Annotated in this window: 23 protein-coding genes; 17 read left to right on the top strand and 6 right to left on the bottom strand. The window is 60.0% G+C overall.

The window, feature by feature from the left end; translation table 11 throughout:
* Positions 1-24 precede the first annotated feature (24 nt).
* The 11 genes from cybC (at position 25) to EDF75_RS23465 (ending at position 9,373) form a co-directional block, all read left to right on the top strand.
* On the top strand, positions 25-414 hold the full coding sequence (gene cybC / locus EDF75_RS23515; RefSeq protein WP_045853322.1) for a cytochrome b562: 390 nt from the start codon (positions 25-27) through the stop codon (positions 412-414).
* 301 nt (positions 415-715) lie between these two features.
* Positions 716-1,054, top strand: a complete 339-nt coding sequence (locus EDF75_RS23510; protein WP_041143759.1) for a glycine dehydrogenase — start codon at positions 716-718, stop codon at positions 1,052-1,054.
* 11 nt (positions 1,055-1,065) lie between these two features.
* Positions 1,066-1,428: an SFCGS family glycine-rich protein gene (locus tag EDF75_RS23505; RefSeq protein WP_045853321.1), complete on the top strand. Its 363-nt coding sequence runs from the start codon at positions 1,066-1,068 to the stop codon at positions 1,426-1,428.
* A 2-nt stretch (positions 1,429-1,430) separates the two neighbouring features.
* Entirely contained in the window at positions 1,431-1,730 is a 300-nt protein-coding gene (locus EDF75_RS23500) for a DUF4312 family protein (RefSeq protein WP_041143761.1), read from the top strand.
* A gap of 21 nt (positions 1,731-1,751) precedes the next feature.
* Complete coding sequence (locus tag EDF75_RS23495; protein ID WP_041143762.1) at positions 1,752-2,528, top strand: DUF4311 domain-containing protein; 777 nt, start codon at positions 1,752-1,754, stop codon at positions 2,526-2,528.
* Between the two features lie 13 nt (positions 2,529-2,541).
* Complete coding sequence (locus tag EDF75_RS23490; RefSeq protein WP_032689791.1) at positions 2,542-3,186, top strand: DUF4310 family protein; 645 nt, start codon at positions 2,542-2,544, stop codon at positions 3,184-3,186.
* 42 nt (positions 3,187-3,228) lie between these two features.
* Entirely contained in the window at positions 3,229-4,362 is a 1,134-nt protein-coding gene (locus EDF75_RS23485; protein ID WP_133601066.1) for an amidohydrolase/deacetylase family metallohydrolase, read from the top strand.
* Positions 4,346-5,464: a DgaE family pyridoxal phosphate-dependent ammonia lyase gene (locus tag EDF75_RS23480; protein WP_133601065.1), complete on the top strand. Its 1,119-nt coding sequence runs from the start codon at positions 4,346-4,348 to the stop codon at positions 5,462-5,464. The genes EDF75_RS23485 and EDF75_RS23480 overlap by 17 nt, the downstream gene beginning before the upstream one ends.
* Positions 5,461-6,201 (top strand): 2-dehydro-3-deoxy-phosphogluconate aldolase, encoded by a 741-nt coding sequence (gene dagF / locus EDF75_RS23475; protein WP_041143765.1) that lies wholly within the window; start codon positions 5,461-5,463, stop codon positions 6,199-6,201. The genes EDF75_RS23480 and dagF overlap by 4 nt, the downstream gene beginning before the upstream one ends.
* A gap of 86 nt (positions 6,202-6,287) precedes the next feature.
* Complete coding sequence (locus tag EDF75_RS23470; protein ID WP_045853317.1) at positions 6,288-7,439, top strand: lactonase family protein; 1,152 nt, start codon at positions 6,288-6,290, stop codon at positions 7,437-7,439.
* A gap of 23 nt (positions 7,440-7,462) precedes the next feature.
* Positions 7,463-9,373 carry a BglG family transcription antiterminator gene (locus EDF75_RS23465; protein WP_128879229.1) on the top strand — a complete coding sequence of 637 codons (1,911 nt, stop codon included), beginning with the start codon at positions 7,463-7,465 and terminating at the stop codon, positions 9,371-9,373.
* Positions 9,374-9,379: 6 nt separating this feature from the next.
* Here the strand turns inward: EDF75_RS23465 and nrdG are convergent, their stop codons facing one another.
* From nrdG to EDF75_RS23445, 3 genes are all read right to left on the bottom strand, one after another.
* A complete protein-coding gene (gene nrdG, locus EDF75_RS23460) occupies positions 9,380-9,844 on the bottom strand; it encodes an anaerobic ribonucleoside-triphosphate reductase-activating protein (RefSeq protein ID WP_133601064.1) in 465 nt (154 codons plus the stop codon).
* A gap of 264 nt (positions 9,845-10,108) precedes the next feature.
* Entirely contained in the window at positions 10,109-12,247 is a 2,139-nt protein-coding gene (gene nrdD / locus EDF75_RS23455; protein WP_133601063.1) for an anaerobic ribonucleoside-triphosphate reductase, read from the bottom strand.
* Positions 12,248-12,614: 367 nt separating this feature from the next.
* A complete protein-coding gene (locus EDF75_RS23445; RefSeq protein WP_045853313.1) occupies positions 12,615-13,358 on the bottom strand; it encodes a MurR/RpiR family transcriptional regulator in 744 nt (247 codons plus the stop codon).
* A gap of 262 nt (positions 13,359-13,620) precedes the next feature.
* Between EDF75_RS23445 and EDF75_RS23440 the strand changes: the two genes are divergently transcribed.
* The 3 genes from EDF75_RS23440 (at position 13,621) to celB (ending at position 16,695) form a co-directional block, all read left to right on the top strand.
* Positions 13,621-13,929, top strand: a complete 309-nt coding sequence (locus EDF75_RS23440; protein ID WP_041143771.1) for a PTS sugar transporter subunit IIB — start codon at positions 13,621-13,623, stop codon at positions 13,927-13,929.
* 79 nt (positions 13,930-14,008) lie between these two features.
* Positions 14,009-15,316, top strand: coding sequence for a 6-phospho-beta-glucosidase (locus tag EDF75_RS23435; RefSeq protein ID WP_133601061.1), 1,308 nt, complete (start codon positions 14,009-14,011; stop codon positions 15,314-15,316).
* A 26-nt stretch (positions 15,317-15,342) separates the two neighbouring features.
* Positions 15,343-16,695, top strand: coding sequence for a PTS cellobiose transporter subunit IIC (gene celB, locus EDF75_RS23430; RefSeq protein ID WP_045853312.1), 1,353 nt, complete (start codon positions 15,343-15,345; stop codon positions 16,693-16,695).
* A 62-nt stretch (positions 16,696-16,757) separates the two neighbouring features.
* Here celB and treC read toward each other — a convergent pair whose 3' ends face one another.
* The 3 genes from treC to treR all read right to left on the bottom strand — a co-directional run bounded on the left by treC (position 16,758) and on the right by treR (position 20,964).
* Positions 16,758-18,413, bottom strand: a complete 1,656-nt coding sequence (gene treC / locus EDF75_RS23425; RefSeq protein ID WP_133601060.1) for an alpha,alpha-phosphotrehalase — start codon at positions 18,411-18,413, stop codon at positions 16,758-16,760.
* 55 nt (positions 18,414-18,468) lie between these two features.
* Positions 18,469-19,887, bottom strand: a complete 1,419-nt coding sequence (treB, locus tag EDF75_RS23420; RefSeq protein ID WP_045853310.1) for a PTS trehalose transporter subunit IIBC — start codon at positions 19,885-19,887, stop codon at positions 18,469-18,471.
* Positions 19,888-20,016: 129 nt separating this feature from the next.
* Complete coding sequence (treR, locus tag EDF75_RS23415; protein WP_133601059.1) at positions 20,017-20,964, bottom strand: trehalose operon repressor TreR; 948 nt, start codon at positions 20,962-20,964, stop codon at positions 20,017-20,019.
* A 58-nt stretch (positions 20,965-21,022) separates the two neighbouring features.
* On the opposite strand from treR, the gene EDF75_RS23410 reads away from it, so the two are divergent.
* Genes EDF75_RS23410 through EDF75_RS23400 form a run of 3 tightly spaced genes read left to right on the top strand, consistent with a single transcriptional unit; the run spans position 21,023 to position 23,838 of the window.
* On the top strand, positions 21,023-21,376 hold the full coding sequence (locus EDF75_RS23410) for a hypothetical protein (RefSeq protein WP_133601058.1): 354 nt from the start codon (positions 21,023-21,025) through the stop codon (positions 21,374-21,376).
* A gap of 33 nt (positions 21,377-21,409) precedes the next feature.
* Entirely contained in the window at positions 21,410-23,128 is a 1,719-nt protein-coding gene (locus tag EDF75_RS23405; RefSeq protein ID WP_133601057.1) for an IlvD/Edd family dehydratase, read from the top strand.
* Positions 23,129-23,145: 17 nt separating this feature from the next.
* Entirely contained in the window at positions 23,146-23,838 is a 693-nt protein-coding gene (locus EDF75_RS23400; RefSeq protein WP_133601056.1) for an RraA family protein, read from the top strand.
* Positions 23,839-23,874: the final 36 nt, after the last annotated feature.

The raw sequence follows: 23,874 nt of genomic DNA, 5'->3' as shown, positions 1-23,874 counted from the left end.
AAATAATAAAAAAGGAAGTGAGCAATGCGTAAAAAACTGTTAGCAGCGCTGGCTGTCTCAGCCCTGGCGATGGGTTCAGCGTCGGCGTTTGCCGCCGATCTGGGCGAGGATATGGATACCATCGCGCAGAATTTGCAGGTGGTGCAGAAGACCGCGGATGCCGGCGAGCTGAAAGCGGCGCTGACGAAGATGCGCGACGCCGCGGCCGATGCGCAGAAAGAGACCCCGCCGAAGCTGGAAGGCAAAGCGGCGGACAGCGCGGAGATGAAGGACTATCGCCACGGCCTCGATATCCTGATTGGCCAGATTGACGGCGCCCTGAAGCTGGCCAATGAAGGCAAGGTCAAAGAGGCGCAGGCCGCTGCGGAAGCGTTCAAAACCACCCGTAATACCTACCACCAGAAGTACCGTTAAGATCTTTTCCAGGAGGTATCAGCCGATACCTCCTGCACGTCGTCTTCGCATAAAACCCAATCCCTGTCACATTTTCCCGCTCTTCTCTGCCGCCGTTTCGGCCGCTTGCGCACGCTAATTTAATGACGTTCTTGTGACTCTCCTCACGCCGTTTTGCCGAAAACGGCAGATTTAGGCCAATTCTGTGCAATGGATCGCATCGTCCGGCGGCCTTTCCACTTCGAAGTGGAAAACAACTCGCTACAAACTCCTCACCCCCGGCGTTAGTTTTGTCCCCAGAGACATCAACGGGGTAAGACAAGTGAATAACGGAGCGGTAACACACGACGTAGGGGAGCAGGCAACGCAAACCGAGCAGCTGGCTGAGAAGATGCTGCAGCAGGTTTATACCCTGCTAGGTCGCCGTAACATCATCCCCAACGCCGTCCAGGAGCAGATGCTGACCTCCCACGTGCGGGCTATGGCCCACCGGTCAATTAGCGGCGAGCCGCTGCCGGAAGTGGATGCCAGCCTGTTTGAAGAGATTTCACAAGATTCAATGATGCTGGCCCGCGAAGTGGTCGCGCAATTCGGCAACCTGCCAGAAGAAGAGTCCTGGCTGCTGTCCGTCCACTTCGAAGTCGCAAAAGAAAACCTGTAAGGAGCTAAAAAATGGAACAAATCACCGTAGTAATTGGCGATCGCCTGGGTAAAGGACAGAAAGTTGCCGCCGGCGCGGAAAAAGCCGGAGCTCGTGCAGTCGTGGTACCGGGCGTTGCCGCTGATATGAAGCTGGGCGACGTGATGAAAGCAGAGAACGCCACCTTCGGCATCTCCTTCTGCGGCAGCGGCGGCGCAGGCGCCATCACCGCGCAAAACAAACATGGCTACAAAGCGAAATACGGCATGCGTTCCGTTGATGAAGGCGTCACCGCTATCAACGAAGGCTACAACGTTCTGGGCTTCGGCTTTATGGATAAAGAAGAGCTGGGCGAGCGCCTGGTAGAAGCCTGGAAAAAGAAATACGGCGCCTGAGTATGAAAGAGCAATTCACCACCACGGTGAGCGTTACGGGCAAAGGCGAGAGCAAGACAAGGGCGTTCGCCGATGCCCTGAACCACGTGCAGGCGGCGGTGATGAAAACCTCGCCGCACATCTTACTGCGTATTGAGCCACAGGATGTGGAGGTTGTTCATGCGCGTGAAGCGGTGCGTAAAGAAGCGTTTTTATTCTTCTTTTTGCGCCGTGAACGACGGACCTACAGCGTGGAGCTGAACGTCACCGTCAACGTGACCGCCATTAATCTCGATAAAGTGGATTTCGTCACGCAAACCTGATTCTCACCATAGGGTTAAACTATGTTCCTGATAATTTTAATAAAATCGCTCATTATCGGCGGCCTGGTCGGCGTCGGTGTGGGCGCCGGAGCGGCACGTATGTTTCATGCGCCCACCACGCAAGGGATGGGCGCATTTCGTACGTTGGGCGAGCTGAACTCCTGTGAAGGCGATCCGGCTTCCCACTTCTCCTTTGGCCTCGGCTTCTTCTTTAACGCCTGGGCTTCTTCCGTCGCAGCAGGCTCCTTCACCCAGGACGTCGATCACCGCATCATCCCTAACTGGGGCGCCGCGGCGCTGATGCTGAAAAACCGCAACGTCGGCGAGACGCTGCACGATCCGAAGAAGATGGCGATTGCCTGCGGCGTTATCGGCATGTTCGTAGTCTCCTTCCTTAACCTGACCGCCTCTTCCGTGCCGGAAGCGCTGCAGGTTACCGCCGTTAAGGTCCTGGTTCCCGCTGCTAACCTGCTGGTTAACACGGTGATGCCGGTTATCTTCTGGCTGGCGGCTATCGATGCCGGGAAAAAGTCGGGCTTCTGGGCCACCATTTTCGGCGGCGCCGCGCAGCTGATTATGGGTAACGCCGTTCCGGGTCTGGTGCTGGGCATCCTGATCGGTAAGGGCGTCGAAGAGAGCGGCTGGCACCGCGTCACTAAAGTGATGATGTCCGCCATTGTTGCACTGTTCGTGCTGAGCGCCTTCTTCCGCGGCTTCGATATTAAGACCCTGGAGTCCTTCCACCTGGGCGTACCGAACTGGCTGGATCTGATTCACAACTCGCTCAGCGGCAAATAACAGGAGCCTCTAAATGGAACAGAATAAAGGTTTTTGGTATGCCGACTGGTCGTTCCCGATCTTCGTTGGCCTGCTCTCCTCCGGCGTCTTCGCCGGGACACACATGTACTACCTCTACGGCATCGGCGCGTTTAACGAAGTGGCCTTTGTGGCCATGCTGAAAGCGGGCATTGATACCGGCGCCTACGGGGCGGTCGCGGCGTTTGGCGCCAGCTTCCTGTTTGCGCGCATCATTGAAGGTTCGCTGGTGGGGATCCTTGATATCGGCGGCGCGATTCAGACCGGTATCGGCCTCGGCGTGCCGGCGCTGCTGCTGGGCGCGGGCTTCGTCTTCCCGGTGGCCAACTTTGCCGCCTCGCTGGCTACCGGCCTGGCGCTGGGTCTCGCCGTCGGCTACATCATCATCCTGGCGCGTAAGTTCACCATCAATCAGAGCGACTCCACCTACGGTGCCGACGTCATGATGGGGGCGGGCAACGCCTCCGGCCGCTTCCTTGGGCCGCTGATTATCCTCAGCGCGATGACCGCATCGATTCCTATCGGTATCGGTTCTCTGGTGGGTGCCCTGCTGTTTTACATCTGGCAGAAGCCGATCACCGGCGGCGCCATCCTTGGCGCGATGATCCTCGGCTCCCTTTTCCCGATTGCAATTGGTTAAGTCCTGCGGGCGCGCGAGCGCCCGCTTTAACAGGAGAGACCCATGTTTGATTTACTCCTGCGCCGTGCGCGCCTCGTCGACGATACCCTGATCGATATCGCCATTCAGGACGGGAAAATTGCGGCGCTGGGCGAGATTAGCGCGCCTGCGCGCAAAACCATTGAGCTGGACGGCCGCTGCTACGCCAGCGCCGGCTGGATTGACTCCCACGTTCACTGCTACCCGAACTCGCCGATTTATCACGACCAGCCGGACAGCGTGGGCATCGCCACCGGCGTGACCACCGTCATTGACGCGGGCAGCACCGGCGCGGACGATATCGACGACTTTTATCAGCTGACCCGCAGCGCGGCCACCGAGGTCTTTGCGCTGCTCAACATCTCCCGCGTCGGGCTGATCGCCCAGAACGAGCTGGCCAATATGGCCAACGTCGATGCCGATGCGGTAAGCCAGGCGGTGAAGCGCCACCCAGACTTTATCGTCGGCCTGAAGGCGCGCATGAGCAGCAGCGTGGTTGGCGACAACGGCATTACCCCGCTGGAACGGGCGAAGGCGATGCAGCGCGAAAACGGCGACCTGCCGCTGATGGTGCACATCGGCAACAATCCGCCGAACCTCGATGAAATTGCCGACCTGCTGAGCGCGGGAGACATCATCACCCACTGCTATAACGGCAAGCCGAACCGCATTCTGACCGCGTCCGGCGAGCTGCGCGCCTCCGTGACCCGCGCCCTGAAGCGCGGCGTGCGCCTTGACGTCGGCCACGGCACCGCCAGCTTCAGCTTTGAGGTGGCGCGCCGGGCGATAGCGCTGGGCATCCTGCCGCAGACCATCAGCTCCGATATCTACTGCCGCAACCGTATTGACGGCCCGGTACGTTCGCTGGCGCTGGTGATGTCGAAGTTTCTCGCCATCGGCATGTCGCTACCGCAGGTGGTGGAGTGCGTTACCGCCAGCGCCGCCGACGGGCTGCGCCTGACGCAAAAAGGGCGCCTGGCCGTGGGCTACGACGCAGATTTAACCCTGTTTGCTCTGCAGCACGCGCCGACGGTACTGGTCGACGCCGAAAAAGAGAGCCTGCAGGCTGACAATATTCTGGTGCCGCTTGCCGCGATTCGCGCGGGCAAGGGCTATCTGACCGAACAAGGGAGCGCGGAAAATGCCTTCGATTTTTGAAAAGTACAATTTAAAACAGGTTATTAATACATCAGGCCGCATGACGGCGCTGGGCGTATCCACGCCGCGCCCGGAAGTGGTCGACGCCGTCATGAGCGGCATGAACCACTACTTCGAAATGAAGGACCTGGTCAATAAAACCGGCGAGTACATCGCCAACCTGCTGGACGTCGAAGGGGCCACCGTTGTCTCCTGCGCCTCCGCGGGGATCGCCCAGTCGGTAGCGGCGGTGCTGGTGAAAGACAGCAGCTGGCTGCTGGAGAACCTCCACGTCACGCCAATCGAAAACAACGAAATCGTGCTGCCGAAAGGCCATAACGTTAACTTCGGCGCGCCGGTGGGCACGATGGTGGCGCTGGGCGGCGGCAGGCTGGTGGAAGCCGGCTACGCCAACGAATGCTCCGCCGATCAGCTGGCGGCGGCGATCACCCCGCGCACCGCGGCGATCCTCTACATCAAATCGCACCACTGCGTGCAGAAAAGCATGCTCAGCGTTGAGCAGGCGGTGGTGGTGGCGCGTAAGCACAACCTGCCGCTGATCGTCGACGCGGCGGCGGAAGAAGATCTGCAGTGCTACTACAGCGCCGGTGCCGACCTGGTGATTTACAGCGGCGCCAAAGCAATTGAGGGCCCAACCAGCGGCCTGGTGATCGGTAAAACGCAGTACGTGGAGTGGGTCAAACGCCAGTCAGGCGGCATTGGCCGGGCGATGAAGGTCGGTAAAGAGGGCATTCTTGGCCTGACCTGCGCCATTGAACACTACCTGACGGCGCGCAAGGAGAGCGGCGATGAGATGGTGGCGAAGATGACGCCGTTCATTGACCAGCTCAACGCCCTCACCGGGGTGAGCGCGCGGGTGGTCTGGGATAGCGCCGGCCGCGATATCGCGCGGGCGGAAATTAAGTTTACTGAAGCCGTGACCGGCATCGCCACCGGCGAGCTGGTTGAGGCGCTGAAGCAGGGCGAATACGCCATCTACTTCCGCGGCTATAAGGCCAACGAAGGCATTATTGAGGCCGACGTGCGCAGCGTTACCGCACAGCAGCTGGAGATCGTCTCCCGCCGCATCGGCGAAGTTCTGAACATGGAGAAGAAAGCATGAAACTGACCCCGAATTTTTACCGCGATCGCGTGTGCCTGAACGTCCTGGCGGGCAGCAAAGACAACGCCCGCGACATCTACGAAGCGGCGGAAGGTCATGTTCTGGTCGGCGTGCTCTCTAAAAACTATCCGGACGTGGCGAGCGCGGTGGCCGATATGCGTGAATACGCCCGGCTTATCGATAACGCGCTGTCGGTGGGCCTCGGCGCGGGGGATCCAAACCAGTCGGCGATGGTCAGCGAGATCTCCCGCCAGGTGCAGCCGCAGCACGTCAACCAGGTCTTTACCGGCGTCGGCACCAGCCGCGCGCTGCTGGGGCAGAGCGAAACCGTCGTCAACGGCCTGGTGTCGCCGACCGGCACGCCGGGGATGGTGAAGATCTCCACCGGCCCGCTGAGCAGCGGCGCGGCGGACGGGATCGTGCCGCTGGAAACCGCCATTGCGTTACTAAAAGACATGGGCGGCAGCTCGATAAAATACTTCCCGATGGGCGGCCTGAAGCATCGCGATGAGTACCTCGCCGTCGCTCAGGCCTGTGCCCGCCACGATTTCTGGCTGGAGCCGACCGGTGGGATCGATCTGCAAAACTACGGCGAGATCCTGCAGATCGCGCTGGACGCCGGCGTCAGCAAAATCATCCCTCACATCTACAGCTCTATTATCGATAAAGAGAGCGGCAACACCCGTCCGGCGGACGTGCGTCAGCTGCTGGAGATGACCAGGGCGCTGGTTAAATAGTCATTGCCCTGCCGTCCCCCGAACCCCGCCGCAAGGGCGGGGCGGGGGACGGCCACCTTACCCTACCGAACCATCAAGGAGTCACTATGCCTGCCGCTCGTCACCTGCTTGTTGCTTCACTTTCCCTGCTCGCCGCCAGCACCTGCGCCCAGGCGCAGTACGCCTGGGTCGGCACCTACAACCCCAACGGTGAAGGACTGTATCGCTTTACCGTCGAGGCGAAAACCGGCGCGTTGAGCAACAGAACGCTGGTCAGCTCCCTGCCCAACGTCGCGCAGCTCACCGTTTCGCGCGATGGCAAAACCCTGTACGCCGCCAGCGAAGTGGAAAAGGGCGCGGTGCAGGCGTGGCGCGTGGGGGCTAACGGCGAGCTGAGCGAGCTAAACCAGGTCTCTTCCGGCGGGGCCGGGCCGGTTTATCTCTCCCTGACGCCGGACGGTCGCCATCTGCTGGTGGCAAACTACGTCAGCGGCACCACTGCCGTGCTGCCGGTGCAGGAAGACGGTCGCCTTGGCGAGGCGGTGGACGTGCATCAGGACCAGGGTCCGGCAGGCGCGGCGCGCCCTGCGGCGGCGGTTGAGGGCAGCTTTGCCATTAGCGACCATAACGGCCCCCACGCCCATATGATCTCGGCCGATCCCAGCGGGAAATACGTTTACTCCACCGATCTGGGGCTGGATCGGATCTATCAGTACCGGATGGACGGCGCCAGCGGCAAGCTGACGCCCAACGATCCGCCGTTTATCGCCGCGTCTTCGCCGGGAGCCGGGCCGCGTCACTTTGTCTTCACGCCGAAGGGCGACGGGCTGTGGCTGATTAACGAAGAGTCCTCTACGCTAACCTTCTATCATCTTGATAAGGCCAGCGGCCTGCTGCGCGAGGGCAAAACGATCTCCGCGCTGCCGAAGGGCTATAAAGGCACCAGCTTTGCCGCCGGCCTGGCGCTGAGCGCCGACGGCAGGCAGCTGTACGTGGCGAACCGCCTGCACAACAGCATCGCGCACTTTAGCGTGATGGCGGACGGTAGCCTGAGCCATCAGGAAGATATCTGGACGCGCGGGGACTACCCACGAACGCTCACGCTGGATAATCAGGGGCAATGGCTGTACGTCATGAACCAGCGTAGCGATAATATCACCCGTTTCAGCGTGGCGCCCAAAAGCGGCAGGCTGACCTTTGCCCCGGACTATACTCCGGTAGGCAGCCCGTCACAGATGGTGATATCCGCTCAACCTTGAGCCGTAAAGATGAAGGAACTGACATGCGATTTCCCAACCAACGTTTAGCGCAGCTGTTTAGCCTGCTGCAAAACGAAACGCTGCCGCAGGATGAACTGGCGCAGCGGCTGTCAGTTTCTACCCGTACCGTACGCGCCGATATCACGGCGCTTAACGCGCTGCTGCTGCCCTACGGGGCGCAGTTTATGCTTATCCGCGGCAGCGGCTATCGGCTCAACGTCGACGACCCGACGCTGTATCAGACGCTGGCGGAGACGGCGCCGAAGGCGCAGCATATTCCACGAACCGCGCAGGATCGCATCAACTTTTTGCTGATACGCTTTTTGACCTCGGCCTTTTCACTCAAGCTCGAAGACCTTGCCGACGAGTGGTTCGTCAGCCGCGCCACGCTGCAGAGCGATATGGTGGACGTGCGCGAACGTTTCCAGCGCTACCAGCTGACCCTCGAGACGCGCCCGCGTCACGGCATGAAGCTGTTCGGCAGCGAAGTGTCGATTCGCGCCTGCCTGACCGATCTCCTGTGGGAGCATGCGCAGCAGGGCGGACTGCCGCTGCCGGTCGATAAAGGCGGGCTGAGCGCCGAGGGTTCCGCCCGGCTGGCGCGCGAGCTGCAGGAGATCCTCACCCGCCACCACGTCCGTCTGACGGATGAGGGCGAGCGCTTTATCCGCCTCTACAGCGCGGTGGTGGTGCGTCGCGCCAGCGAGGGCTATCCGCTGGCGGAATTTAGCGCTGAAGACGTGGCGCAGAACGTGCGCGATGCCGCAAGGGAGCTGGTCGGGATGCTGCAGCAGCTGGCGGGGAAGGCGCTCTCCGCGGCGGAAGAGGAGTGGCTGTGCGTGCACCTTGCCGCCCGCCAGGTGCAGGACGTCGATCCGGGCACCATCAGCGCCGATGACGACGAAGCGCTGGTGAACTACATCCTGCGCTATATCAACACCCAGTATAACTACAACCTGCTCGATGACGCTCAGCTGCACGCCGATCTGCTGACCCATATTAAGACCATGATCACTCGGGTGCGCTACCAGATAATGATCCCCAATCCGCTGCTGGATAACATCAAGCAGCACTACCCGATGGCGTGGGATATGACCCTGGCGGCCGTCTCCAGCTGGGGGAAATACACTCCCTATGCGATCAGCGAAAACGAGATCGGCTTCCTGGTGCTGCACATCGGCGTCGGCCTCGAGCGTCATTACAATATCGGCTACCAGCGCCAGCCGCGCGTGCTGCTGGTGTGCGATACCAGCAACGCGATGGTGCGGATGATCGAGGCGACCCTGCAGCGCAAATATCCGCAGCTGGAAATTGCCGCCACCCTGTCGCAGCGCGAGTACGAGCAGCTTGCGGCCGTTGCCGAGGATTTCGTCATTTCCACGGTGCGCATCGGCGAAAAGGATAAGCCGGTGGTCACCATCGCCCCGTTCCCGACGGATTATCAGCTGGATCAGATCGGCAAGCTGGTGCTGGTGGACAGAACCCGTCCGTGGATGCTGGATAAGTATTTCGACGAGGCCCATTTCCGGGTAATCGACACCCCCATCGATCGCCAGACGCTGTTTGCCGAACTGTGCCAGCAGCTGCAGGAGGAGGGTTTTGTCGACGCCGGTTTTTATGACTCGGTTGTCGAGCGTGAGGCCATCGTCAGCACCATGCTCGGCGACGGCATTGCGCTACCGCACGCCCTGGGCCTGCTGGCGAAAAAAACGGTGGTCTACACCGTGATTGCCCCGAACGGCATGGTCTGGGGCGACGAAACCGCCCATATCATCTTCCTGCTGGCCATCAGCAAAAGCGAGTATGAAGAGGCGATGGCGATCTACGATATTTTCGTGACTTTCCTGCGCGAACGCGCGATGACCCGCCTTGCCGCCACCGGCAGCTTTGACGAATTTAAAACCGTGGCAATGGAGTGCGTCAGCCGCTTTTAAGCGCGGCTAGCGCAGATGGTGCACCACCTGGTTGCTGCTGCCGCGCCAGATAAGCATCGGGTCTTTTAGATCCTGCACGAACTTGCCGTCGACCAGCACGTTAATCAGGTCGACCACCGCCATCTGCGCGTCGTTAAGCTCCGCAATCCTGTAGCCCGTCCACATCCAGATATCCTTCCCGGGGCACTCGGCGCGAATGCGCTGCACCAGCGCGAGGATCTCCGATACGTTCTGCGGATGCAGGGGATCGCCGCCGGAGAGGGTGATCCCCTGGCGCTGAATGCGCGCGTCGTTGAGGTCGGCGATGATGCGGTCGGCCATTTCGGTGGTGAACGGCAGGCCGGAGTTGAGCCGCCACGTGCTCTTGTTATAGCAGCCGGGGCATTCGTGGACGCAGCCTGAGACGAACAGGGTGCAGCGGGTGCCGGGGCCGTTGACGATATCGACAGGGTAATACTGATGGTAATTCATTGTTTCCTCTTCTCATTTGACGCTGTAGCGGCGTTGGCTGCGCTCGTGCGCCCAGGTCACTTACTACAGTAAGCTCCCCGGGACTTGCTCGCTTGCCGCCTTGCTACAACGCCAACTGATTTGAGGAAACCCATATAGTGGCGGTAGCCCTGGATAAAAAGCGCTTTGCGGCGCGATCCGCGAGCGGCTCCTGAATGGTCAAACGGCTACTGATTGATCCCCTCTCCTCGTTGGGGAGAGGGGGAGGGGCTAAACCGCTCGGAATTAACCGATCTGCCCGTTGCCAAGGTGCTTAATGCGGCGTTTAACTTCTTCCTGCTTGCCGGCGTTGAACGGACGGGCGTCCGGGCTGCCGAGATAGCCGCACACTCGGCGGGTGACCGAGACGCGGGCCGCGTCGTGGTTGCCGCATTTCGGGCAGGTAAACCCTTTGCTGGTGCACTCGAACTCGCCGGTAAAGCCGCACTCGTAGCACTCGTCGATGGGCGTGTTGGTCCCGTAGTACGGCACGTGCTGGTAGCTGTAGTCCCAGACGTCTTCCAGCGCCTTCAGGTTGTGCTGAATGTTCGGGTATTCGCCGTAGCAAATGAAGCCGCCGTTGGCCAGCGGCGGGTAAGGCGCTTCGAAGTCGATCTTATCGTAAGGATTGACTTTCTTCTCGACGTCGAGGTGGAAGCTGTTGGTGTAGTAGCCCTTATCGGTCACGCCGCTGATGACGCCAAATTCGGCGGTATCGAGGCGACAGAAGCGATCGCACAGGTTTTCACTCGGCGTGCTGTAGAGGCTGAAGCCGTAGCCGGTCTCCTCCTTCCACTGCTCCACGGCGTCGCGCATGCGCTTGACGATGGCGATGCCTTTCTCACGCAGCGCGTCGCTATCGTACATATGCTGGTTGCCGGAGAGCGCGTTGATGGTTTCGTGAATGCCGATATAGCCCAGCGAAATCGACGCGCGGCCGTTTTTAAAGATATCCGCCACGTCGTCGTCCGCCTTCAGGCGCACGCCGCAGGCGCCTTCCATATAGAGGATCGGCGCGACGCGGGCCTTCACCCCTTCGAGGCGCGCAATGCGCGTCATCAGGGCCTTACGCGCCAGCTCCAGGCGGCTGTCGAGCAGTTTCCAGAAGGCGGCTTCGTCGCCCTTAGCTTCCAGCGCGATCCGCGGCAGGTTGAGGCTGATGACGCCGAGGTTGTTGCGGCCGTCGTGAACCTGCTCGCCGTCCTCGTTTTCCCACACCCCGAGGAAGCTGCGGCAGCCCATCGGCGTTTTAAACGAGCCGGTGACCTTCACCACCTGATCGTAGTTGAGGATATCCGGATACATGCGCTTGCTCGCGCACTCCAGCGCCAGCTGCTTGATGTCGTAGTTGGCGTCGCCGAAGCGGTGGTTCAGGCCGTCGCGAATGGCGAAGACCAGCTTCGGGAACACCGCGGTTTTGCGGTTTTTACCCAGACCGGCAATGCGGTTGCGCAGAATCGATTGCTGAATCAGACGCGATTCCCAACTGGTGCCGAGGCCAAAGCCAAAGGTGACGAACGGCGTCTGGCCGTTGGCGGTGTGCAGGGTATTCACTTCGTATTCCAGCGACTGGAAGGCGTCGTAGCACTCTTTCTCGGTGCGAGAGCGGGCGTACTCTTCGGCGTTCGGGATCTGCCACTCTTCGGCGATTTTACGATGCTTCTTGCAGCTCTCGGCCACGAACGGCGCCAGCACTTCGTCAATCCGGTTGATGGTAGTCCCGCCGTAAATATGGCTGGCGACCTGGGCGATGATCTGCGCCGTAACCGCCGTGGCGGTAGAGATAGATTTCGGCGGCTCGATCTCGGCGTTGCCCATTTTAAAGCCGTGGGTCAGCATGCCCTTGAGGTCAATCAGCATGCAGTTAAACATCGGGAAGAACGGCGAGTAGTCGAGATCGTGATAGTGGATCTCGCCGCGTTCGTGCGCCTGAACCACGTCGCGCGGCAGCAGGTGCTGGCGAGCGTAGTGTTTGGCGACAATCCCGGCCAGCAGGTCGCGCTGGGTGGGAATTACCTTACTGTCTTTGTTTGCGTTTTCGTTAAGCAGGGACGAGTTGGTTTGCTCTACCAGGCCGCGGATCTCCTGGTTCAGGCGGCCGCGTTTTTCACGCTCGATATCGCGATCGTGGCGATATTCAATATAGGCGCGAGCCAGCTGCTTCCACGGACCGGACATCAGCTGGTTCTCAACGGCGGTCTGGATTTCGTTAATATCGACCTGAGCCCGATTCTGCATTTGCTGGCTAACGACTTCTGCGACGGTGGCGCAATAGTCTGCGTCATCGACTCCCGCTGCTTTAGCTGCACGCAGAATTGCTTCTTTAATGCGCTCTGACTTAAACGGCATTTTGCAGCCATCTCTTTTCATCACATGCGGTGTCATGATCACTCCATACTTTATAGAACAGGTTATCCACAGAGGCGGAAGGTATACCGAGGTCGCGAGGGGCTATAGCTGCCGCCGTTTTCCTGCGGTTCCGGCCCGTTTTATCCACATCCCACCACCGCCTGATTACGATGGGCTGTGTCGACATAATAGACGATTAATACAATATGTAGGGCCGGGACGCATTTTAAGTTCTATATGTAGTGATTTGCATCAAAGATGTTTGCGATTTTATTGATGCAGGACAAAGTAAAAAGGTGAGAGTACGGATGGTGGGCGCTTGCGCTAAATGTAAATTTATCTGCCTAAAAAACAAGCATAAAAATGTCGTGACGCCGCCCGGACAGGCGGCAGGCGGCGTGGCTCAGGCAATCAGCGTATCGTTCAGCAGATCGACCAGCAGCAGCAGGGCGTAGCGGGCCAGCTGCGGGCTATCGGGGAGCGGAATAATCCCGGCGGCCATGTTGGCCAGGGCGTGGTTTTCCGGCGCCAGGGCGATGATGGTTACCCCCTGGGTTCGCGCCTGTAGGGTCGCGCTTTGCAAAATATTGTCCGCGCCGGCGGTGACCAGCACCAGCAGCAGGTGATCGTCGCTCAGCGTCGAAGCCGTCATGCGCATCAGGGCGCTGTCCTGGCACAGATTGATGGCGATGCCGGAGGGCAGCAGCTGGTGCTGCAGCAGCGTGGCGAGGGCAACATCCTGGGCGCCGAGCGCGAAGCAGTGCACGGCGCGCGCGGTCAGCAGGCGGGATTTGAGCTTCTCGACCGCCGCCTCCGAGGTCTGCGCCAGCTGCCGGGTCAGCGTATCGCCAAGATAGCTCAGCCTGTCGCGCCAGGCGGCGGGCAGGGCGTGGCTGTTCGGGCTCACCCAGCTGGTCCGACGCTCGCTGGCCTGCGCCAGCTGCTTGCGCAGATCGCGAATATCCTCGCAGCCAACGGAGCGGGCGAAGCGGGTGATGGTGGCCGGGCTGACCCCGGCGCTGGCGGCCAGTTCATCGATGGACGCGCTGGCGGTAAAGCTCAAATTTTCCAGAATAAACGCCGCAACGCGCGACTCCTGGGCGCTAAAGCGCACCAGCCCTTGCTGCAACTGACCTACGATATCCATCCTGACCGTCCCTTTCCCCAGAACATCACGTTGAAAATATTTTTCACTTACCGCCTGTGCCTATTTATAGCACCAGCCCAAGGTATTTCCTATGGTTTCGCCGTTAATCGGGCAAACGGCGCGAGCAATAATGATCAAAAATTACGTTTCGATCACATCGGTGAAAATTATTTTCATATAGCCTTCACTTTCACACAATCTTAACAATATATTCGCTGAGGCCCTAACGGGCGAGGTCATAAATCCATCTGGGGGAGAGGTCATGCAACGAATCGTTCTGTGCTGTGCAGCAGGTATGTCAACCAGCATGCTGGTCACGAAGATGAAAGCCGAGGCGCAGCAGCGCGCGCTGTCGCTGGATATCTACGCGGTGGCGGTGGCGGAATTTGAGCGCGAGCTGGCCAACGCCGACGTGATCCTGCTGGGACCGCAGGTGAAGTATGAGGCCGGACGCCTGAGCGCGCTGGCCGCCCCGCACGGAAAAGCGGTCGCGGTGATCGATATGGCCGACTACGGCATGATGCGCGGCGCGGCGGTGCTTGATAAGGCGCTCGCGCTGCTTAATTCCTGATTTTTCTCTCATATCCCTGAACCATCACGCGCGCTCACGTCGACCGCGCGCGGCTCTCTGCATGCCGAAAGAGGTCTCTATGCAAGCACTAAAAATTGCCGTCATTGGCGGCGGCAGTAGCTATACGCCGGAGCTTATTGAAGGAATTATCGTTCGTTATGAACAGCTTCCGGTCACGGAGCTGGCGCTGGTTGACGTTGAATCAGGCAGGGAGAAGGTGGAAATTATCGCCGCGCTGACGCGCCGAATGCTCACCCGCAAAGGTCTGGAGCACGTCATCGTCAGCGTCCACTTTGCGCTGGACGAGGCGATCCGCGGGGCCAGTTTCGTCCTGACTCAGCTGCGCGTCGGCCAGCTGGCGGCGCGGGCCGGCGACGAGCGCCTCGGGCTGAAGTACAACCTGCTGGGCCAGGAAACCACCGGCGTGGGTGGATTCGCTAAAGCGCTGCGCACCATCCCGGCGATCCTTGAGGTGGCGCGCAAGGTCGAGCAGCTGGCGCCGCAGGCGTTTATCCTCAACTTCACCAACCCGGCCGGGATTGTCACCGAGGCGGTGAGCCGCTACAGCAAGGCGAGGATTATCGGCCTGTGCAACGTGCCGATTAATATGCAGCACATGATTACCGGCATGCTGGGCGCGAAAGAAGAAGAGGTTAACCTGCGCTTTGCCGGGCTCAACCATATGGTATGGGTGCATAAAGTGATGCAGGGGCGCGAAGACGTGACCCGCAAGGTTATCGATATGCTGTGCGATGGTCAGGCGCTGTCGATGAACAATATCAAAGAGCTGCCGTGGCCGGCGCCGTTCCTGCGCGCGCTGAACGCTATTCCCTGCCCCTATCACCGCTATTTTTGGCTGACGCCGGCGATGCTGGCGGAGGAGATCGCGGCGGCAAAAACCAAAGGTACCCGCGCCGAGCAGGTGATGAAGGTCGAGCAGGAGCTGTTCGCGCTGTACGCCAATCCGGCCCTCGATGAGAAGCCGGAGCAGCTCAGCTTCCGCGGCGGCGCTTACTACTCGGAAGTGGCCGTGGAGCTCATCAACGCGATTCATAACAATCTCGGCAAAGAGATGGTGGTGAATACCCGCAACAACGGGGCGATTCACGGCCTGGACGATGACGCGGTGGTGGAAACCAACAGCATTATTGATGCCCAGGGCGCCCGCCCGCTGACCTTTGGCGCGCTGCCGCCGGCGATGAACGGCCTGACGCAGCAGGTGAAGGCCTTTGAGCGGCTGACCATTGAAGCCGCGGTACACGGCTGTCGCGATAGCGCGCTGCTGGCGCTGGTGACCAACCCGCTGGTGGGCAACGTCACCGACGCGCAGGCGCTGCTGGACGAAGTCTTAACCATCAACCGTCAATGGCTGACGCAATTTAACTGACCGTTATTTCCTTTGGGGATCGTCTTATGTCGAACACTACGTGGATTGAACGTTACGTCATGCCTGCGGCGCTGAAAATCGCCGGGCAAAAGCACGTCCTGTCGGTGCGCGACGGCATTATTTTGAATATGCCGTTTATGCTGATTGGCTCATTTTTCCTGATTTTCGCCTACCTGCCCATTCCCGGCTATGCCGATATGATGAGCGGCCTGTTCGGCGACGTCTGGCGCGATAAAATTCTTTATCCGGTCAAAGCGACCTACGACATTATGGCGCTGATATCGAGCTTCGGGATTGCCTACCGGCTGGCGGAGAAGTACCGCACGCTCGATCCGCTGACCGCCGGGGCGATGTCGCTGGTCGCCTTCGTGATGACGATCCCGCAAAGTACCCTGTTTACGCCGGTGCACGGCGCGGCGGAAGTGGTCAAAGGGGTGATCCCGGTCGGGCTGGTGGGCAGCCAGGGGCTGTTTGTTGCCATCGTGATTTCGCTGCTCTCCACCGAGATTTACCGCTTTGTCGCCGGCCGTAACCTGGTTATCCGCATGCCGGACGGCGTGCCGCCGGCGGTGGCGAAATCCTTCCTCGCGCTGATCCCCGGATTCTGCGTGCTGGCGGTGGTGCTGGCGCTGCGCCTGATCGTCGAAGCCTCGCCGTTCGGCGACATTAACAGCATGATCGCCACCATTATCGGCATTCCGATGCACCACGTCGGCGGTACGCTGCCGGGGATGATCTTCTCGGTTATCCTGATCGGCATTCTGTGGACGCTGGGCCTGCACGGCGATGCCATCGTGCTGGTGTTTATTCAGCCGGTGTGGCTGTCGAATATGTCGGAAAACCTCACCGCATTCCAGAACGGCCAGCCGATCCCGCATATCATTACGCAGCAGTTTTACGATCTGTGGATTGCCCCCGGCGGCACCGGGGCGCTGCTGGGGCTGGTGCTGTTTATGCTGTTCAGAAGCCGCAGCCAGCAGATGAAGCAGCTGGGGAAAATCGCCGCCCCCGGCGCGCTGTTTAATATCAGCGAACCGATGGTGTTCGGCATCCCGCTGGTGATGAACCCCTATTTCTTCCTGCCGTTTATCCTGACGCCGGTTCTGCTGGTGATTGTCTCGTACACCGCGATGGCGACCGGGCTGGTCGCTCCGCCGGCGGGGATTGCGCTGCCGTTTACCACGCCGATTTTTATTAGCGGCTATCTGGCAACCGGCGGGCATATTTCCGGGACCCTTCTGCAGGTGGTGAACCTGACGATTTCGCTGGTGGTTTACTATCCGTTCTTCCGGGCGTGGGATCGCCTGAAGGCGAAAGAGGAGCACGCTTCGACCCGCGAGGAGGCCGGCAGCGCGCTGTCAACGGCCGACAGGGCCTGACGACAAAGGCGCGTCGCCAGCTCGGGCTACCCTAAGGTAGCCCGGCTAAGCGCGGCGTCGCCTTACTCCTGCAGCCACCACACGGCTTCAAACGGACGCAGGGTCATGGCCGCCGGGCGATTCGCCGCTTCCGCGTAGTTGCTCATCACTACCCGCCAGTCGCCCTTCATCTCATCCGGCTGCCAGGTCTGGAATTCACGGCTCAGGTTAGCCACCACCACCAGCGTTTGCCCCTGCCACTGCCGGCGATAGCACCACAGAGACGGATGCGCCGGGCAAAGATCGAGATAGTCGCCCCAGGTCAGCACCGGCGTGCTTTTGCGCAGCGCGATCAGCTGCTGATAGGCATAAAACACCGAATCAGGATCGGCCAGCGCCGCCTCGGCGTTGATGTGGCGATAGTTATCGCACAATGCAATCCACGGCTCGCCTTCGCTGAAGCCGCCGTTCTCGCGGCCGCTCCACTGCATCGGCGTCCGGCTGTTGTCGCGGGATTTGCTGGCCAGAATCGCCAGCAGCTCGTCGGGCGCCTGCCCCTGAGCCGCACGCTCAATAAACATGTTGTGGCTTTCGACGTCGCGATAGTCGCTGATTCGCGAGAAGTGCGGGTTGGTCATGCCAATCTCTTCCCCCTGGTAGATATAGGGGGTGCCCTGCATCCCGTGCAGCACCATCGCCAGCATTTTGGCCGCCGGAACCCGATATTCGCCCTCGTCGCCGAAGCGCGAAACGATGCGCGGCTGATCGTGGTTACACCAGAACAGCGCGTTCCACGCGCGGTTGTGCATCCCCTGCTGCCAGTGGCTGAACAGCGCCTTTAGCGCCACGTAGTCAGGACGCGCGAGGCTCCATTTTTCGCCGCCGGGATAATCCACCTTCAGATGATGGAAGTTAAAGGTCATCGACAGCTCCTTGCCCTCCTGCGCCGCGTACTGCTGGCAGTGTTCCAGGGTGGTGGAGGACATTTCCCCGACCGTCATCAGATTGCGCGGGGTGAAGACGTCGCGGCTCATCTCCTGCAGGAATTCGTGCACGCGCGGGCCGTCGGTATAGAAGCGGCGGCCGTCGCCCTCGGCGTCGGACGGGAAGGTCTGGTCTTTCGAGATCAGGTTGACGACGTCGAGGCGCAGGCCGTCAACGCCGCGGTTGGCCCAGAATTCGCAGACCTTTTTTAGCTCCGCGCGCACGGCCGGGTTTTCCCAGTTGAGGTCCGCCTGCTCGGCGGCGAAGAGGTGCAGATAGTACTGGCCGCTTTCGGCGTGCCACTGCCAGGCGTTGCCGCCGAATTTGGAGCGCCAGTTGTTCGGCGGGACGGTGGGCTCGCCGTCGCGCCAGATATAAAACTGGCGGTACGGGCTCTCTCTCTTTAACGACTCGCGGAACCAGGCGTGGGCGGTTGAGGTGTGGTTAAGCACCATATCCAGCACGATGCGGATGCCGCGCGCTTTCGCCTCGGCCACCAGCTCGTCAAAATCATCCAGCGTGCCATAGGTCGGATCGATGGCGGTGTAGTTCGCCACATCGTAGCCGTTATCCACCTGCGGCGAGACGTAGAACGGGGTCAGCCAGATGGCGTCCACGCCGAGCTTGTGCAGGTAGTCGAGGCGCGCGGTGACTCCGCGCAGATCGCCGGTACCGCTGCCGGTCGTATCCTGGAAACTCTTCGGATAGATTTGGTAAATAACGCCGTTTTGCCACCAGAGGGGAAGGGTATTCATAGTGCTTTCCTGCTACAACGAGGGGGCGCTTTCGCGCCCCGGAAGGAAGATAAAATCAGACAATCTGCAAGGTGCCCTGGCGGAATTTGCGCTGGTACACGAAGGTCGTGAGAACAATCGGCACGACGACGGCGATAGCCATTGCCAGGCCGTAAACCTGCCAGTAGGTCGGCTGGATGGAGAGGATGCCCGGCAGGCCGCCGACGCCGATCCCGTTGGCCATCACGCCGTTCAGGCCGCACAGCAGCCCGGCGAGGCCGGAGCCGATCATGGCGCAGAGCATCGGGAAGCGGTACTTGAGGTTGATGCCGTACATTGCCGGCTCGGTGACGCCCAGGTAGGCGGAGATCGCCGCCGGGACGGAGATTTCACGCTCATTCTGCTTGCGGCTGGCGATAATAATGCCGACTACCGCCGAGGCCTGGGCAATGTTGGAGAGCGCAATCAGCGGCCACACCGGCGTACCGCCCATGCTCTGAATCATCTGCATATCGATAGCCAGCGTGGTCTGATGGACGCCGGTGATCACCAGCGGCGCATACAGGAAGCCGAACAGCGCGGCGCCAATCGGCGCGAAGCTACCGGTCATCAGGTGGCGCACCGCAAAGGCCACGCCGTCGCCGATCATGCGGCCAAACGGGCCGATAAAGGCGTGAGCAAGGAACACCGCCAGGATCAGGGAGCACACCGGGACGATGACCAGGTAGAGGTAGTCAGGCACGATGCGCTTCATGCGCGTTTCGATAAAGCCCAGCGCCAAGCCCGCCAGCAGCGCCGGGATCACCTGCGCCTGATAGCCCACTTTGGCGATGGTAAACAGGCCGAAGTTCCACACTTCCGGTACCTGCTGGCCGAGCATATAGGCGTTCATCAGCTGGGGAGAAACCAGCGTAACGCCCAGCACGATGCCGAGGATCGGCGTGCCGCCCATTTTCTTCACCGCTGACCAGCAGATGCCGACCGGCAGGTAGAAGAAGATGGCTTCGCCAATCAGCCACAGGAAGTCATAAATCGTTTTCAGCGACGGGTGCATTTGCGCCAGCGTCTGACCGTTGCTCATCGGCAGATCGCCGATTACGTTGCGGAAACCGAGGATCAGGCCGCCGCTGATCAGCGCCGGCAGCAGCGGGAAGAAGATCTCGGCAAAGTGCGAGATCAGCTGCTCGTGCCACTTCATGTTCTGCCGCGCGGCCTGTTTGGCCTGCTCTTTATCCGCAGAGGCCTGGCCGGTGGTGGCCAGCAGCGCCTTGTAGTAGTCGTCCACGTCCGTGCCGATCACCACCTGGAACTGGCCGGCGTTGGTAAAGCAGCCCTTTACCATGCGCAGCTGCTCAATATCTTTCGGCCTGGCGATGGCCGGGTTATTCAGCACAAAGCGCAGACGGGTAATACAGTGGCTGACGGTGGCGATGTTGTCGCGCCCGCCCACCAGTTCGATTAATTTATCGATGTCCTGCTGATTTACTTTACTCATTGTGAGGCCTCAAAACAGAGGGAAGAGATTGCGTAATGAACTGAGACGAATCCTAACCGCTCCGCTTCATTTGCAAAATGGGAACGTTCCCGAAACGCAGCCACGATCACATAAATCCTGCTGACAGGATTAAATCAGCGCCGCGGGAATGACGATTTGACGAGGGTTAGCGTTGCCGGCGATCTGTTCGATCAGCTGCCGCGCCGCCTGGCGTCCGGCCTCGGCGTAGCCCGGATCGACGGTGAGAATTTCCGGGTGCAGGAACTTCATCAGCGGCGTGCTGCCGACGCTGGCGATCTGCAGGCTGTCGATGCGCTGCTCCTGCAGGTACTTGCTGGCGCCAAGGGCGAGGGTATCGGTGGCGCAAAGCAGGGCGCTGGTGTCGGCGCCGAGGACGCCGGCGACGTTTTCATAGCCCTGCTTCATCGCCAGGCCCGGCAGCGCGGCGGTGGGCGTGAGCCGGTGCTGCCGGCAGAAATCGAGGTAGGCCTGATGGCGGCGCTGGCCGGTGGTGACGTCGCTGTGCGGCACCCCGAGGAAGCTGATATGACGATGGCCGCGATCGTAGAGGCGCTGCATCAGCATCCTCACCGCCCCGTCGTCGTCGTAGCAGACCGAGGCAAAGCCCGGCGCGTCGCGGGCCAGCAGCACCAGCGTTTCGCGCCACGGCGTGAGCATCTCTTCGGTAATGCCGGTAAAGCCAAACAGCACCACGCCGTCGACATGGCGGCGGGCGAGGATCCTGAGGTGCTCGCCAACCAGCGCCGGGGAGAACTGGCTCTCCATCATAATCGGATCGTAACCCTGCTCGTAAAAAGCGGGCAGCATGGTCTGCACGGCGAGGTTTTCCGACAGCGAGTCCAGACGGGTGACGATAATCGCCACCACCTTGTCGCTCTGGCCGCGCATCGCGCGCGCGGAGCGGGAGGGCGAGAAGCCGTGCTGCAGCATGACCGCCTCCACCCGCTCGCGGGTGCGCTCGTTGACGCCGCTTTCATTGTTGAGCACGCGCGATACCGTCGATTTGCCGACGCCGCTCAAGCGCGCGATATCTTTGATGGTCAGCCGGTTTTGCATGCAGGGTTCTCGCGGTGGTCCGATTAAATTGAGCCTAATGCTACTCAACCAGACCGCAATGAGCAAAGTCTGGTTTACGTCCGGCAGCGGATCGGCTGCCTCTTTGCGCCGCCTGTCGAAGCAGCCGCAGTGCCAGGCCGCGGCGGCTATTCCGATACAGATCACATTTTCGCGATTTCTTTGCGGGAATTTAACTTTTATATATGAAACCAGCAAAAAGCAACCTAACTATATTGCGCTGATATTAAATAATATTTTTGCCATCAATAGCCGTGCGGCCTTTTTGACTTTTACCTGTAAAAGCACGGGCGGGCGGGAGCGAAGATTCTATTTACTCACTCACAAACGGCGGCTTTTGCCGGCATCTTGCGGCGAATTGACGGGATCGCCACATCAATTACACTGCCGCTAACACCCACCTTTTCTGGAAAATGAGCGCAACGTAATGAAAAAATATCGTAGCCAGACGTGGTTTGGACGCAAGGATAAATCAGGGTTTATCGCCAGAAGCTGGTTAAAAAATCAGGGGCTGCCCAATGATATTTTTGATGGTCGCCCGGTTATCGGGATTTGTAATACCTGGTCTGAATTAACCCCCTGCAACGCGCATCTACGCGATCTTGCCGAGCAGGTCAAAATGGGCGTTCTAGAAGCCGGCGGCGTGGCTTTTGAGTTTCCGGTGATGTCGCTCGGCGAAGCGCTGATGAAGCCGACGACCATGCTGTTCCGCAACCTTGCCAGCATGGACGTTGAAGAGTCGATTCGTGGGAATCCCATTGACGGCGTGGTGCTGCTCACCAACTGCGACAAAACGACGCCATCCTGCCTGATGGGGGCCGCCAGCGTGGATTTACCGACGCTGGTGGTGAGCGGCGGACCGATGCTCAACGGTAAGTATCGCGGGGCGGATATCGGTTCCGGCACCGACTTGTGGAAATTTAGCGAGGACCTGCGTGCGGGCCTGATGAGCCAGGCCGAGTTTGACGAGGTGGAAAACGCCATGTCGCGCAGCCCCGGCGCCTGCAATACGATGGGTACCGCGTCCACGCTCTCCTGCATGGTTGAGGCGCTGGGCATGTCGCTGCCGGGTTCGGCCGCCATTCCCGCCGTTGACGCCGCGCGTCGTCGGGTCTCCCGGCTGTCCGGCCGGCGTATTGTCGAGATGGTGAAAGAGGATTTGTGCATGTCGCAGATCCTGACCCGCGAGGCTTTTCAGAATGCCATCGTCGTCAATGCGGCAATCGGCGGTTCAACCAACTTTATCCTGCATCTTCTGGCGCTTGCCGGGCGGATCGAGGTGCCGCTGACGCTGGAGGATTTTGACCGCTTTAGTCAGAACGTTCCCCTACTGGCAAACCTGAAGCCGTCGGGGGAGTTTCTGATGGAGGATTTCTACTACGCGGGCGGCGTTCCGGCGGTGATCGGCCAGCTTACCGACAAGCTGCATAGCCAGGTGCTGCAGTGCAATGGCAAAACCCTGGATGAAAACTACCGCGAGGCGGCGATTTTAAACGAGCGCGTCATTGCGCAGCGGCACAATGCGCTGCTGGATGACGCCGGAACGATTGTGCTGAAGGGCAACCTTTGCGCCGACGGCGCGGTGATAAAGCCTTCGGCCGCGACGCCGGCGCTGCTCAACCATACCGCGCGAGCGGTCGTTTTCGAGAACATCGAAGATTATAACCGGCGCATCAATGACCCGGATCTGGACGTGCGGCCCGACGATATTCTGGTGCTGAAGGGCGTGGGGCCAAAGGGCTATCCGGGCATGCCGGAAGTCGGCAACTTTGGCCTGCCGCTGAAGATCCTACAGCAGGGCGTGCGCGATATGGTGCGCATTTCGGACGGGCGCATGTCGGGCACCGCATTTGGCACGATTGTCCTGCACGTCAGCCCGGAATCGACCATCGGCGGAACCCTGGCGGTGGTGGAAAACGGCGACATGATTGAGCTGAACTGCCGCGAGCGCCGGCTGACGCTGCACGTCAGCGATAGCGAACTGAGCAGGCGTAAAGAAAACCGACCGCAGGAATATCCTGATTATCCCCGCGGCTACGCCAGCCTTTATATCCAGACGGTGCAGCAGGCGCACACCGGCGCCGACCTGAACTTTTTACCGGGTAAGTCAGGTAGTGACATTAAACGTGAACCCCATCCTGAATAATACACAGAGGAAATATTATGAGCCACGCCTGGTCAGATGATGAAACGTTATTTGCATTAGCAAAAGAAAAGCTCTTTGTTGCATTAGTGGGGGATATTCTGGATTCAATGGGATTGCTTCATCAGTTTTTATCGCCGCAGTTAAAACCGATTGATGCCAATATGGTTATTATTGGCCGGGCGATGCCGGTACTCGAAGCTGATTATTTCCAGCAAAGCGCCCCGGGCCATAATACGCTCAGCGAAAAGCCGTTCGGCTTAATGTTTCACGCGCTGGACGATCTGCAAAAGAACGAAGTTTATATTTGTGCGGGCGGCTCGCTACGCTATGCGCAATGGGGCGGGCTAATGTCGACCCGCGCCATGCAGTGCGGGGCGGCCGGAGCCGTCATTCATGGCTACCATCGGGACAGCAATGAAATTTTGAACCTCGGTTTCCCGGTGGCCTCCTTCGGCAGCTACGCGCAGGATCAGGGACCGCGCGGCAAGGTGGTTGACTGGCGCGTGCCTATTGAACTGGACGGCGTGCGCGTTGCGCCTGGCGACGTGATTTTTGGCGACCGCGACGGCGTGCTGGTGATCCCGGCGCAGGCCGTGGACGAAGCCTTCCACGGGGCGTTTGAAAAGGCTAAAGGTGAAAATGAAGTGCTGCACGCGCTGAGAAAAGGCATGAGTACCGTCGAGGCCTTTGATAAGTTCGGTATTATGTAAGCGTTATTTCAGGGGGCCTCACGCTTTTATTCTTCG

Origin of the sequence: Klebsiella sp. BIGb0149, from assembly GCF_004362605.1 — a bacterium.
Classification (GTDB): domain Bacteria; phylum Pseudomonadota; class Gammaproteobacteria; order Enterobacterales; family Enterobacteriaceae; genus Klebsiella; species Klebsiella terrigena.
The sequence above is the reverse complement of the archived record's forward strand: the minus strand, read 5'-3'. Positions and strand labels throughout refer to the sequence as shown.